This window comes from Microbacterium sp. NPDC055357, assembly GCF_053644835.1.
In genome coordinates this window covers 232,769-246,220 of record NZ_JBSHLZ010000001.1, presented here as the reverse complement: position 1 = coordinate 246,220, position 13,452 = coordinate 232,769, and the positions used below count along the sequence as shown (strand labels likewise).

Genomic DNA, 13,452 nt, shown 5'->3' with positions numbered 1-13,452 from the left:
GGGGCCCTTTCTGCCCAATCGTCCTGCTGAGATCCCCGTCCCCCATGCGAGCGTCGATCACCCACTCGCAGTCCGATTCGAACTGTAGGGGTCGGGGATGACCCTCCACAAGACCCAGAGTCCGATTCCTGTCCTGGAATACATCCGAACCTCGAAAAGGCGAACGAAAAAGCAGATGCCGGGACTCAGAGTCCCGGCATCCGCTTTCGTTCAGACGCTTACAGCGAATTGATGATGTCGCGCATGAGTGCGGCGGCTTCGGACGGCGTCTTGCCGACCTTGACGCCGGCGGCCTCGAGCGCTTCCTTCTTGGCCTGTGCCGTGCCCGCCGAGCCCGAGACGATCGCACCGGCGTGGCCCATCGTCTTGCCCTCGGGTGCCGTGAATCCCGCGACGTAGCCGACGACGGGCTTGGTGACGTTGGCCTTGATGAAGTCGGCCGCGCGCTCTTCGGCGTCGCCGCCGATCTCGCCGATCATGACGATCGCCTTCGTCTCGGGGTCGGCCTCGAAGGCCTCGAGCGCATCGATGTGCGTCGTGCCGATGATCGGGTCGCCGCCGATGCCGATGGCCGTCGAGAAGCCGATCTCGCGCAGCTCGTACATCATCTGGTAGGTCAGGGTGCCCGACTTCGACACGAGGCCGATCGGGCCCTTGCCCGTGATGTTGGCCGGCGTGATGCCGACGAGCGATTCGTCGGGCGTGATGATGCCGGGACAGTTCGGGCCGATGATGCGCGTCGTGTTGCCCTTGGACTGCGCGTACGCCCACGCTTCGGCGGTGTCGCCGACGGGCACGCCCTCGGTGATCACGACGAGGAGCGGGATCTCGGCATCGATGGCCTCGACCATCGCGTCCTTCGTGAAGGCGGGCGGCACGAACGCGATCGACACGTCGGCGCCGGTCTTCTCGATCGCCTCGGCGACGGAGCCGAAGACGGGCAGCTCGACGTCGGAGCCGTCCTTCGCCTTGTGCAGCACCGTCGTGCCGGCCTTACGGGCGTTGACGCCACCGACGACCTGCGTGCCGGCCTTGAGCATGAGGGCGGTGTGCTTCGTGCCCTCGCCGCCCGTGATGCCCTGGACGATGACCTTGGAGTCCTTGTTCAGAAAGATCGACATAGTAGTTCCTTTGGTTCCTGAGCTCGTCGAAGGGGTTACGCGTTCGCGAGCTCGGCGGCCTTGTCGGCGCCTTCGTCCATGGTTTCGGCGAGGGTCACGAGGGGGTGGTTCGCGTCGCGGAGGATCGCGCGTCCCTCGTCGACCTTGTTGCCGTCCAGGCGCACGACGAGCGGCTTCGAGGCGCTCGCGCCGAGCTCGGCGAGGGCACCGACGATGCCCTTGGCGACGGCGTCGCACGCCGTGATGCCGCCGAAGACGTTGACGAAGACGGACTTGACCTGCGGGTCGCCGAGGATGACGTCCAGGCCCGCGGCCATGACCTCGGCCGAGGCGCCGCCGCCGATGTCGAGGAAGTTCGCCGGCTTCACGCCGCCGTGGTTCTCACCGGCGTACGCGACGACGTCGAGCGTCGACATGACCAGGCCCGCGCCGTTGCCGATGACGCCCACGGCGCCGTCGAGCTTGACGTAGTTGAGGTCGTTCTCCTTCGCCTTGGCCTCGAGCGGGTCCGCGGCATCCTTGTCTTCGAGGAGCGCGTGACCGGGGTGACGGAACTCGGCGTTCTCGTCGAGCGAGACCTTGCCGTCGAGCGCGATGATGTCGCCCTCTTCGGAGAGGATCAGCGGGTTGACCTCGACGAGTGTCGCGTCCTCACCCGTGTAGACGTTGTAGAGCTTGACGAAGACGTCGCTGACCTTGTCGACGAGCTCGGGGGCGAAACCCGCCGCCTCGGCGATCTCGACGGCCTTCTGCTTGTCGATGCCCTGCTGCGGGTCGACCGCGATGCGCGCGAGCGCTTCGGGGCGCTCGACAGCGAGCTCTTCGATCTCCATGCCGCCCTCGACGCTCGCGAGCGACAGGTACGAGCGGTTCGCCCGGTCGAGCAGCACCGAGAAGTAGTACTCCTTGTCGATGCGCGCACCCTCGGCGACCATGACGCGCTTGACGACGTGGCCCTTGATGTCCAGGCCCAGGATCGCCTGCGCGGCCTCGAACGCCTCATCGGGGTTCTTGGCGACCTTGACGCCGCCGGCCTTGCCGCGGCCCCCGGTCTTGACCTGCGCCTTCACGACGACGACGCCGCCGATCTTCTCGGCCGCTGCGCGCACCTCCTCCGGAGTGTCCGCGACGATGCCGGCGAGCACCGGCACCTCGTACTTCTCGAAAAGGTCTCGTGCCTGGTACTCGTATAGATCCACAGTGCATTCCTTCGCAGGTGGCGAATGGGGAGGGGCGCGCTGGAAAAGCGCCTCGACGTCGAGAGAGATCGACCGACCCAGCGTACTACTGCGCGGCCGCGGCCTCGGACCCCGCCGGTTCGGACGGGACCCGCGGCAGGTGTTCGAGGTCGCGCACCGCGGGGCCCTCGAGCCGCGTGCCGTCGGGTCCGAAGCGCGAGGCGTGCAGCGGGCAGTCCCACGTGCATTCGGCTTCGTTCCACGACACGACTCCGCCGAGATGCGTGCACACGGCGCTCACGGCACGTGTGACGCCGTCCACCGTCGAGACGCCGATCGGCTTCCCGCCGCGGTGCGCGACGACGCCCTCGCCCTCCGCGGGACGCGGGACGGGCACCGCGGTGCGCTGCGCGTCGATCCAGCCGGATGCCGCCTCCCATCCGACCTTCACCGTCTCGACGCCGCCGCGGGCGAGGTCGGCGGGCACCGTGATCCGCCGCGCGATCGTGTTCATCCAGTCGGGGCGCTCGCGCCACGGTGTCCGTCGCACTTCGGCGGCGAGCCGCAGCGCCGCGGCGGGAGCGTTCGTGAGCCCCCACTTGGCGTACCCCGTCGCGAAGCGGATGCGCCCGAGACTGCGCGGCATCGCGCCGACGAAGGGGACGAGGTTGTGCGACTCGTAGTCCTGCGCAGACCACGCGTCGACCGGGCGCGCACCGGGGAAATGCCGCTGCGTCCAGTCGATGAGATCGTCGATCCGCTCCTGTTCGGCGCCCCCGCGCCCCACGGGATGGCCGTTCCCTCCGACGACGAGCTGCGCGCGTCCGGCAGGTCCGTCATCCACCGTCACGGACCGCAGCGATCGCGTCGGACCGTCGACCGACAGGAACAGTCCGTCGGGCACGTCGCCGTCGACCTCGAACGCGACGCAGTACGAGCGGAGGCCGTGGGTCTTCGCGAAGTAGAGTCCGCGATCCACGATCGGCGTGCCCGTCGCGAGCACGACGTGACCGGCCCGCATCGCGCCCGCGTCGGTCTCGACGACGGCCTCCGGCACGACGTGCGCGTGCCGGACGCGGGTGCCCAGGTGCAGTGCTCCGCCCGCGGCGACGAACGCCTCGGCGAGCGCGACGGTGAGCGCCTGCGGATCGATCGCCACCTGGCCCTCGAGGGCGACGGCGTCGACGATCGGGAACCCCCATTCGACCGCGTCCGCCGCGATCCGGTGAACGGCGAGCCCGGCTTCGGAGGCAGCTGCCGCCTCGGCGGCGACCGTCTCCACGCCCTCCTGCGTCTGCGCGTACGAATAGGCGGTGCGCCGCGAGAACGGCACCCCCGCCTCGGTGGCGAAGGCGGTGATCCACTCGGCGCCCGCGCGGTTGGCATCGACGTACGCGCGCGCGAGCGACGCAGGGTGATGCCGCCGCAGCGTCGACAGGACGCTGCCCTGCAGGAGCGACAGCTTGCCCGTGTTCCCGCCCGTCGTGAGCTCCCCCACGCCGCCCGACTCGACGACCGCGACGTCGAGCCCGTCGCGTGCGAGCAGAAGCGCCGTGCTGAGGCCGGTGATGCCGGCGCCGACCACGACGACGTCGCGGCGCGCACCCGATTCGAACGCGGTGCCCGTCGGCTCCGCCCGGTCGTGTTTCCACAGGGTGGTCATCACTTCAGTGAACGCCACGGTGCCCGCCGGGTCGACGGGCTTGACACGGGGGCCCGTGGCACCGAGAGGGTTAGGCTCGCTGCGAGATGTCCGACACCGCCACCACCCCCGCCGCTTCCCGCGCCGCCGTCGTCGCGGCGGCCCTCGAACTGTTCGCCGAGCAGGGTTTCGACCAGACATCCGTCGAGCAGATCGCCAAGGCCGCGGGCGTCTCCCGGTCCACCTTCTTCCGTCAGTTCGGGGGCAAGGACGATGTCGTCTTCGCCGATCACGAGCTGCTGCTCGACGAGTTGCGCCACGACCTCGCGCGGCCCCACGCGAACCCCTGGCGGGCGGTGTGCGAGGCATCCGTCCGCGTCTTCACCCATTTCGCCGCCGATCCCGAGCTCGCGCGGCGCCGATACGCGATCGTCCGCGGAGTGCCGGCTCTGCGCGACCGCGAGATCGTCACGGTCTTCCGTTATGAGCGGCTCTTCGACGAGTATCTCCGCGAGGCGCTTCCGGGGCTCGACCCGCTCGACGCGGTCGGCTTCTCGGCGCTCGTGACAGCCGTGCACAATCATGTGCTGCGCCAGCTGCTGCGCGGCCCCAAGCGCGTGCCCGTCTCGGTGCTGCGGCGCGCGCTGGACGGTGCGATGCGTCGCTTCGGAGTCCTCCCCGAGCGCGACGGGCAGGGTCCCGCCGACGACGATGTGGTCGTGGCGGTGTTCCCGCGCTCCATGCCGACCGTCGAGGTCGCCCGCCGGCTCCGGGAGCAGCTCGACGACTGACATCTGCGCCCGTATCGGCGAGCGGCACGAACCAATATTCTGTGCATGACGCAGGGGTCACGCTGCGCGGGACGGGGGTCGTTCGTGAGCGCACCGAAGACGACATCGGTGGAGGCACCGACCGCGTGGTGGTCGCTCGCGCCGGATGCCGTGGCGTCCGAGCTCGACACCGACGTCGTGACGGGGCTCGGTTCGGCGACCGCTGCGCAGCGACTCGCGGCGACCGGACCCAACGCGCTCGTGAGCGCCCCGCCGCCCAGCGCGATCAAGATCGCCCTCACGCAGCTCGTCGAGCTCATGACCCTCATGCTCATCGCCGTCGCCGTCGTGTCCCTGCTGATCGGTCAGATCAGCACGGCGATCATCGTCGGACTGCTCGTGGCGTTCAACGTGCTGCAGGGCACGCGGCAGGAGCTCAAGGCCCGCCGCAGCGTCGACGCGCTCGCGAAGCTCCAGAGTCCGCAGGCCCGCGTCGTGCGCGACGGATCGATCGAACTCGTGGATGCCACCGCGCTCGTTCCCGGCGACATCGTCGACCTCGAAGCGGGCGATCTCGTACCGGCGGACGGGCGCATCGTGCGCTCCGCGACCCTCGAGACGCAAGAGTCCGCGCTGACGGGCGAGTCCCTCCCGATCGAGAAGGGTCCCTCCGCGAACGAGCACGACGCGGCGCTCGCCGACCGCACGTCGATGCTGTTCCAGAACACGTCGGTCACGCGCGGCACGGCGCGGATGATCGTCGTGGAGACGGGGATGCGCACCGAGGTCGGGCGGATCGCGACGCTGCTGTCGACCGTCTCGAGTTCACGGTCTCCGCTGCAGCGAGAACTCGACGGACTGACCCGCGTCATCGGCATCGTCGCGTGGGTGGCCGTGGCGATCATCATCGTGATCGGCGCCCTGCGCGGTCAGGAGATCAGCGAGCTGCTGTTCCTGGGCACCGCCGTCGCGATCTCGGCGATCCCGACGGGGCTGCCCACCTTCGTGCAGAGCCTGCTGTCGTGGGGTGCGACGCATCTCGCCCAGGAGAAGGCGATCGTCGCGAGCCTCGCCGACGTCGAGACGCTCGGTGCGACCAGCGCCATCTGCTCGGACAAAACGGGCACCCTGACCCTCAACGAGATGACCGTACGCACCGTCTGGTTCGGCGGCGCGCACTACCAGGTGACCGGCGGCGGGTACTCGTTCGACGGCAAGCTCCTGCGCGCGGCAGGCGATGCCGTCGAGGCGACGCGTCTCGGGCTGGCCCTCTCGCTCCCGAACGACGCGACCGTGTCGGTCGACGGCGCCGTCGTGGGCGACCCGACAGAGGCGGCGCTCATCGTCCTCGCCGCCAAGCTCGGCGTCGACGCCGACGCGACCCGACGCGACCACCCGCGCATCGCGGAGGTGCCGTTCGACTCCGAGTACAAGTTCATGGCGACCTTCCACCGCCTCACGTGGAACGGGCAGGAGCGGATCGTCGAATTCGTCAAGGGCGCTCCCGACATCATCGTCGGCCGCTGCGCGAGGATGTACGACGAGGACGGCGGAACGGTCCCGATCGACCCGTCCGAGGTCACCGAGGAGCTCGAGTCGATGAGCCGGAGCGGTCTGCGCACGCTCGCGATCGGCGCACGTTTCCTGGATCCGCCCGACGAGACGGCGGTGGCCGCCGACCCGATGTCGTACGTCGGGGATCTCGATCTCATCGGCATCGTCGGAATCGTGGATCCCCTGCGCCCCTCCTCGAAGATCGCCGTCGAGATCGCGCAGCGCGCCGGCATCGAAGTGCGCATGATCACGGGCGACCACGCCGTGACGGCGGGCGCGATCGGCGCGGAACTGGGGCTCGGCGCGGGGGCCATCAGCGGAGCCGACCTGCACAAGCTCGACGACGCGGAGCTTCTGACCGACCTGCCCGACCTGCATGTGTTCGGCCGCGTCACACCGCAGGACAAGCTGCGCCTCGTGCAGCTGCTCCAGTCACAGGGCGAGATCGTCGCGATGACCGGCGATGCGGTGAACGATGCGGCCGCGATCAAACAGGCCGACGTCGGCGTCGCGATGGGCTCGGGTTCGGAGGTCACCAAGCAGGCGGCCAAGCTCGTCCTCACCGACGACAACTTCGCGACCCTCGTGCGCGCGGTCGAACTCGGCCGGATCGTCTACGACAAGATCACGTCGTACCTGCGCTTCCAGATGTCGCAGCTGGTGTCGCTGCTGCTGCTCTTCCTCGCGGCATCCGTCTTCGCCGTCGCGGACGGCGTCGCGCTCTTTCCCGGCATGGTGCTGTTCCTGAACTTCTTCGTGACGTTGTTCGCGGTCCTGGCGATCGCCGCGGACGCCCAGCCGCCCGGCATCATGGACCGTCCACCGCGCAACCCGAAGCTCGGGGTCGCCAACGGCGGCGCCCTCGCTGAGTGGGGGCTCTACGGCGCCGCGATCTTCCTCGCCTCGTGGGTGCCGCTCGTGTGGGGGCCCGACGAACCGAGCGCGACGGAGCCGTCCCATGCCATGACGATGGCCTACGTCGTGGTGGGCCTGGGTACGGTCATCAGCGCCGTGCTCATGCGACGCTCCCCCGAGACCGGTCTCACCGCACCGATCGCCGCGGTCGCGAAGCTCCTCGTCTGGCCCGTCGTCGTCATCGTGGCCTCGACCGAGATCTCGTTCCTGCAGAACATCGTCGGCGCGACCGCGCTCACCGGTTCGGAGTGGCTCGTGTGCCTGGGACTGCTCGTCCTCGTCACGGCGTTCGTCGAGGGACACAAGTGGATCCTCCGCCGCGTCCACCCGGCACGGAAGGTCACGGCCCCCTGATCCGGCGGGCGCTGTCGCACCGCAGACGCCCCGGGCAGGATGGGGGCATGCCGTACGACATCCCCGCGCCCATGCTCGCGAAGTCCGTCCCGGCCGTGCCCGACCCGGCGAAGACGCCCGGCGGGCTGAGCTTCGAGCCGAAGTGGGACGGCTTCCGCGCCCTCGTGTCGTGGGACGGCCACGACGTCGAGATCGGCTCGCGCGGCGCGAAGCCGCTCACCCGCTACTTCCCCGAACTGGTCGACGCGTTCCGGATGCTGCTTCCCGAGCCATGCCTCATCGACGGCGAGATCGTGGTCCCGACGGGGGCGCCGGGCGCGCAGCGGCTGGACTGGGAAGCCCTTTCGCAGCGCATCCACCCCGCCCAGTCGCGTGTCACGATGCTCGCGGCCGAAACGCCCGCCATGTTCATCGGGTTCGACCTGCTCGCGCGCGGCGATCAGGACCTGCAGCCCGAGCCGTTCGCGCTGCGGCGCGTCGCGCTCGAGAGCCTGCTGGGCGACGTGCCGCACCCCGTACACGTGACCCGGGCGACCCTCGACCGCGACGTCGCCGAGCGCTGGCTCGCCGAGTTCGAGGGCGCCGGTCTCGACGGCGTCGTGGCGAAGCCGCTCGCACAGCCGTACGCGCCGAACAAGCGGGCCATGTTCAAGATCAAGCATTCGCGCACCGCCGACGTCGTCGCGCTGGGCTATCGCGTGCACAAGTCGGGCAGCGGCGTCGGCTCGCTCCTGGTCGGGCTGTATACGGACGCCGGAACGCTCGTGTCGGTCGGCGGCGTCGCCGCGTGGAGCAACGCGCGCCGCCTCGAGCTCATCGACGAGCTCGCGCCGCTCGTCGAGCGCGACGACGACGGCTCCGCCGTGAAGGGAGAGACCGACCGGTCGCGCTTCTCGGCCTCGAAGGACGTGTCGTTCGTGCGGCTGCGTCCCGAGCTCGTGCTCGAGGTGCGCTACGACCAGCTCGAGGGGCAGCGGTTCCGCCACACGGTGCAGTTCGAGCGCTGGCGGCCCGACCGCGAACCGCGATCCTGCACGTACGACCAGCTCGAACACGTCTCGGCGTACGATCTCGGCGACGTCCTGGACTGACACGGGGCCCGGAGGAGCCCGGACGACATCGGGCTCGACGTGGCGTCGCTCAGTCCGTCTTCTTGGCCCGGCTCGGCTGCACGCGCGCCGGCTCACCCGGCATCTTGGGGAACTCCGGCGGGAACGGCAGCTCGCCGAGCCCGTCGGCGAGGTCGCGCTGCCACCACTGAAGCAGCGTGTCGATGCGCCCCGGGCTCTCCTGGATGCCCGCCCACGGATCGCCCACGTCGGCGAGCCGCTGCGGCATCGAGCGCACCGTGAACGCCGCGGGATCGGCATCGGCCAGCTCGTCCCACGTCAGCGGCGCCGAGACGGTCGCTCCCGGCAGCGCACGCGGACTGTAGGCCCCCGCCATCGTGCGGTCGCGATTGGCCTGGTTGAAGTCGAGGAAGATGCGCTCGCCGCGCTCCTCCTTCCACCAGTTCATCGTCACCGCGTCCGGCATCCGCCGTTCGAGTTCGCGCCCCGCCGCGATCACGGCATGCCGCACATCGAGGAACTCCCACTCCGGCTGGATGGGGCTGAAGACATGGATGCCGCGGTTTCCGCTCGTCTTGATGAACGCTTCGAGGCCCGCCTCGGCGAGCACCTCGCGCAGCACCGGCGCGACGGCGGCGGCGTCGGCGAAATCGGTGCCCGGCTGCGGGTCGAGGTCGATGCGCAGTTCGACGGGGTGGTCCGGATCCGAGGCGAGCGAGGCCCACGGGTGGAAGACGACGGTGTTCATCTGCGCCGCCCACACGATCGCGGCGGGTTCGGTGAGCACGATCTGAGGATGCCGCCGGCCGCTGTTGTACGTGACGGTGACGGTGTCGACGAAGTCGGGCGCCCCCTTGGGCGGGTTCTTGGAATAGAACCGCTCGCCGTCGACGCCCTCGGGAAAGCGCTCGAGCGACACGGGCCGATCGCCGTTCGCCGAGAGGAACGGCAGCGCGACGGCCAGGAGATAGTCGACGAGCTCGTGCTTCGTGATGCCCAGCTCGGGCCACAGCACACGGTGGGGGCTCGAGAGTCCTACTTCGTGGTCGCCGTCGGGGCCGGGGATCATGAGTGCGATGCGTTCGGACGCCATGCCTCGACGATAGGCCGGGACGCGGCATCCGTCACCCGGTTGCGTTACGGGGCGAGCGCGAGCACGGGCGCCAGGTCGCCGCGCGAGAGGCGGATCCACGGTCCGCGCGGGTCGATGATCGCGCCGGCGAGAGACTCGTCGGCGGCGAGCATCGCCGCCAGCTGCGGTGCCGTGAGCGGCGCCGCCTGGTCTCCGCGTCCGGTGGCGACGACTTCGAGCGGGTGCGAGTAGACCTCGACGTAGCGTGATCCGTCGGGCGCGCGACCCTCGGCGATGCCGACCGGCGCACCGTCTTCGGAGCGGTTGACCGCGACCCACATCGGCGCACGGGTCATCGCATCGGCGACGGCTGCGGGCGTGGCATCCGTGCGCTCGTCGGCGAGCAGCGTCTTGATCGCGAGCTTCTCGTCGACGGCGGCGAGCATGCGCTCGATGAGCGGACGCGGCAGCACGATACGGGCGGGCGCCGAAGCGGGATCGATCACGAGTCCCGCCGTGGTGCTCGCCAGCACATGACGCAGCACGACCATCGCGGGCTGTCCCATCGCCGACGTGTCGGCATCGCCGTCGGCGCGCACGCTCGCGGCCAGCCCCGCGCCACTCGAATACGCGATCGCGTACTGCCGGTCGCCGGCGTTGGCGATCGCGAGCGGCAGCTCCTTGCCTTCGGCGATGAGCGCGCGGGCATCGCCCTTGACGCGCAGGAAGAGGTGGCCCTGCAGCACCTGGCGGGCCAGGTCGAGCACCTGCTCGGGCGTCGGCTTCTCGGGCAGTCGCGCGAGGCTCTCGCGCAGCAGCACGTTGTCGCGCAGACCCGGGATCGTCTCGGCAGGACGCTGCGTCGCGGCGGCGGCGTCGGGCCCGGTCGGTCGCGCAGCGGCAGCCGGGGCGGGGGCCGGGTCGGGTGTGCCGAGGCCGCGGAACGCCGAGACCGAGATGCCGACGGATGCTGCGGCGTCGGTGCCCTCGGGCGTGACGTCGGCAGTCGTGCCCGGCGTCTCGACCTGGGGGGTCTCGGCGGGTTCGTCGGGCTGGCGCTTCGGGCGGCGCGAGAAGAGGGCCATGCGATCGAGCCTAGCCCGCGGGGCCGTCGCTACAGCTTCTCGATCGGGGCGATCTTGATGAGCAGCTTCTTGGCTCCGGCCGTGTCGAACCGCACGTGCGCGACGCGCTTGGCGCCCTCGCCCGTCACGAGATCGACCTTGCCGTCGCCGAAGTCCTCGTGGCGGATGCGGTCGCCGGGCGCGAGCTGCATGTCGCCGTTGTCGCGAACCTTCGCCGGGATGCGATTGGCGAACCGCTTGATCGACTCACCATCGCGGGCGGGCGCGTCACGCCGCGGCAGCGGCACGAGGTCGTCGCCGTACCGCTTCGAGCCGGCCGGTGCGCGCCCGTTGAGCGCGCGCGTGCGCGTGCCGCCGCGTGAATTGACGTCACCCGGCGACTGCCGCCAGTGCACGAGATCGGCGGGGATCTCCTGCAGGAACCGGCTCGGCATCGCGACGGTGACCTCACCGAACTGCGCGCGCGTCATGGCGAGCGACAGGTAGAGGCGCTTTCGGGCCCGCGTCACCCCCACGTAGAAGAGGCGACGCTCTTCCTGCGGGCCGCCGGGCTCTCCCGCCGAGATGCGGTGCGGGATGAGGTCCTCTTCGACACCGGTGAGGAAGACGGCGTCGAACTCGAGTCCCTTCGCGGTGTGCAGCGTCATGAGCGAGACCGAGCCCGCCGTGTCGTCGAGGTCGTCGGCGTCGGCGACGAGGGCGACCTCGCCGAGGAAGTCGATGACGGTGCCCTCGGGGTTGTTGCGCGCGAACTCGCGGGCGACGGCGACGAGCTCGTCGAGGTTCTCGAGGCGCGCCTCATCCTGCGGGTCGCGGCTTGCGCGCAGGGCATCCTGATAGCCGCTCTTCGCGAGCAAGAGCTGCAGCCCCGCGGCGACGGCCGTCGGCGGGGCGAGTTCGCCGCTCGCGGGCAGCATGAGAGCGGTCGCCTCGGCCAGCACGGCATCGAGCTGCGTGATCGCCGCCTGGATCTTGGGTCCGACGCCCAGCGCCGAGGCGTTGGCGAGCGCGTCGCGGAACGTGATGCCCTCGTCGGCGGCGTAGCGGCCGATCGCCGTCTCGGTCACGTCGCCGATCCCGCGGCGCGGACGGTTCAGGATGCGACGCACCGCCATCTCGTCGGCGGGGTTCGCGACGGCCACGAGATAGGCGAGGGCGTCCTTGATCTCCGCACGCTCGTAGAACTTCGTTCCGCCCATGATCTTGTAGGGCACGGCCGAGCGGATGAGGATCTCTTCCAGCGCACGGGACTGCGAGTTCGTACGGTAGAACACCGCCATCTGCGAGTAGTCCATGCCGCCGCGGCGCAGCACCTCGACCTCGTCGGCGACGAACTGCGCTTCATCGTGCTGCGAGTAGCCGGTGAATCCGACGATCTTCTCGCCCGCACCGGTGTCGGTCCACAGCTTCTTGTCCTTGCGGTCGAAGTTGTGGCCGATGACGGCGTTCGCCGCGCTCAGGATGTTCTGCGTCGACCGGTAGTTCTGCTCGAGGAGCACGACCTTGGCGCCCGGGAAGTCGCGTTCGAACTCGCTGATGTTGCGGATGTCGGCACCGCGGAACGCGTAGATCGACTGGTCGGAGTCGCCGACGACGGTGAGTGACGCGCCCTCGTCGTCGCGGCCTCCGGCCCCTGAGCTTGCACCGGCCCCTGAGCTTGTACCGGCCCCTGAGCTTGTCGAAGGGTCGAAGATCATCATCCCGTTCGACGCTTCGAATCCCCCGCCCCCGGTCCCTGAGCCTGTCGAAGGGTCGCCGCTCGGCGGCCGGGTCAGCTCGTGGATGAGTGAGTACTGCGCGTGGTTGGTGTCCTGGTACTCGTCGACGAGGATGTGGCGGAAGCGCCGCCGGTAGACGTCGGCGACGTGCGGGAACGCGCGGAAGAGGTAGACGACCTGCCCGATGAGGTCGTCGAAGTCGAACGCGTTCGCCTTCTGCAGGGCGCGCTGGTAGTCGGAGAAGAGCTCGACGAAGATGCGCTCCGCCGGGTCGCTGAGGTTCGCGGAGCGCGCGTAGGACTCGGCATCGGACAGCTCGTTCTTGAGTTTCGAGATGCGACTCTGCACCGCTGCCGGGGTCAGGCCGAAGGCATCCGCTTCGTGCTCTTTCACGAGCCGCTTGATGAGCGCTCGGGAGTCACCCGAGTCGTAGATCGTGAAGGCCTTGGTGAACCCGAACTGCTCGGCCTCGCGTCGGAGGATCCGCACGCACGCCGAGTGGAACGTCGAGATCCACATGCCCTGGGCGCGGTCGCCGATGAGCTGGCCGACGCGCTCGCGCATCTCGCCTGCGGCTTTGTTCGTGAACGTGATCGCGAGGATCTGGCTGGGCCACGCCTCGCGCCCGCGCAGGAGCGATGCGATGCGGCGCGTGAGCACGCTCGTCTTTCCGGAGCCGGCGCCCGCGACGATGAGCAGCGCGGGCCCGCGGTAGATCACCGCTTCGCGCTGCTGCGGGTTGAGACCGTGAAGGAGGTCTTCGTCGGGGCGGGCGTCGGGCGTCGCGGGTCCGCGATCGTCGCCGACGATGAGGGGCTGGAGGGGGTCAGACATTGCCAGCTAAGCCTAAACGTCCCCACCGACACCCACCCCCTGACCGCGAGAATGTCAACGGCCGCCGGAGAGTTGGGGGTTTCCCCCCCTCTCCGCTTTCCCTTTTCGTCTCTTTCGGGGGGGCGGGGGGTTCTTTGGG

The 13,452-nt window shown here is 69.9% G+C and carries 9 protein-coding genes; 3 read left to right on the top strand and 6 right to left on the bottom strand.

Annotation, left to right across the window (positions count from 1 at the left end; all coding sequences use genetic code 11):
* Positions 1 to 218: 218 nt before the first annotated feature.
* The 3 genes from sucD to ACWICD_RS01110 form a co-directional block, all read right to left on the bottom strand.
* On the bottom strand, positions 219 to 1,121 hold the full coding sequence (gene sucD / locus ACWICD_RS01120; protein ID WP_376128780.1) for a succinate--CoA ligase subunit alpha: 903 nt from the start codon (positions 1,119 to 1,121) through the stop codon (positions 219 to 221).
* Positions 1,122 to 1,156: 35 nt separating this feature from the next.
* Positions 1,157 to 2,320, bottom strand: coding sequence for an ADP-forming succinate--CoA ligase subunit beta (gene sucC / locus ACWICD_RS01115; RefSeq protein ID WP_376128781.1), 1,164 nt, complete (start codon positions 2,318 to 2,320; stop codon positions 1,157 to 1,159).
* A gap of 85 nt (positions 2,321 to 2,405) precedes the next feature.
* The gene (locus ACWICD_RS01110; protein ID WP_376128783.1) at positions 2,406 to 3,962 is read right to left on the bottom strand and encodes an FAD-dependent oxidoreductase; all 1,557 of its coding nucleotides are present in this window, start codon (positions 3,960 to 3,962) and stop codon (positions 2,406 to 2,408) included.
* 86 nt (positions 3,963 to 4,048) lie between these two features.
* Here ACWICD_RS01110 and ACWICD_RS01105 point away from each other — a divergent pair, with 86 nt between their 5' ends.
* From ACWICD_RS01105 to ACWICD_RS01095, 3 genes are all read left to right on the top strand, one after another.
* Complete coding sequence (locus ACWICD_RS01105) at positions 4,049 to 4,732, top strand: TetR family transcriptional regulator (protein WP_376128785.1); 684 nt, start codon at positions 4,049 to 4,051, stop codon at positions 4,730 to 4,732.
* An 84-nt stretch (positions 4,733 to 4,816) separates the two neighbouring features.
* Positions 4,817 to 7,534, top strand: coding sequence for a cation-translocating P-type ATPase (locus ACWICD_RS01100; RefSeq protein WP_376128787.1), 2,718 nt, complete (start codon positions 4,817 to 4,819; stop codon positions 7,532 to 7,534).
* A gap of 47 nt (positions 7,535 to 7,581) precedes the next feature.
* Complete coding sequence (locus tag ACWICD_RS01095; RefSeq protein ID WP_376128789.1) at positions 7,582 to 8,625, top strand: ATP-dependent DNA ligase; 1,044 nt, start codon at positions 7,582 to 7,584, stop codon at positions 8,623 to 8,625.
* 49 nt (positions 8,626 to 8,674) lie between these two features.
* On the opposite strand, the gene ligD is transcribed toward ACWICD_RS01095, so the two are convergent.
* Genes ligD through ACWICD_RS01080 form a run of 3 tightly spaced genes read right to left on the bottom strand, consistent with a single transcriptional unit; the run spans position 8,675 to position 13,313 of the window.
* Positions 8,675 to 9,697, bottom strand: coding sequence for a non-homologous end-joining DNA ligase (gene ligD / locus ACWICD_RS01090; protein ID WP_376128790.1), 1,023 nt, complete (start codon positions 9,695 to 9,697; stop codon positions 8,675 to 8,677).
* Positions 9,698 to 9,741: 44 nt separating this feature from the next.
* A complete protein-coding gene (locus tag ACWICD_RS01085) occupies positions 9,742 to 10,761 on the bottom strand; it encodes an SseB family protein (protein WP_376128792.1) in 1,020 nt (339 codons plus the stop codon).
* 29 nt (positions 10,762 to 10,790) lie between these two features.
* Positions 10,791 to 13,313: an ATP-dependent helicase gene (locus ACWICD_RS01080; RefSeq protein ID WP_376128793.1), complete on the bottom strand. Its 2,523-nt coding sequence runs from the start codon at positions 13,311 to 13,313 to the stop codon at positions 10,791 to 10,793.
* Between the last annotated feature and the right edge of the window lie 139 nt (positions 13,314 to 13,452).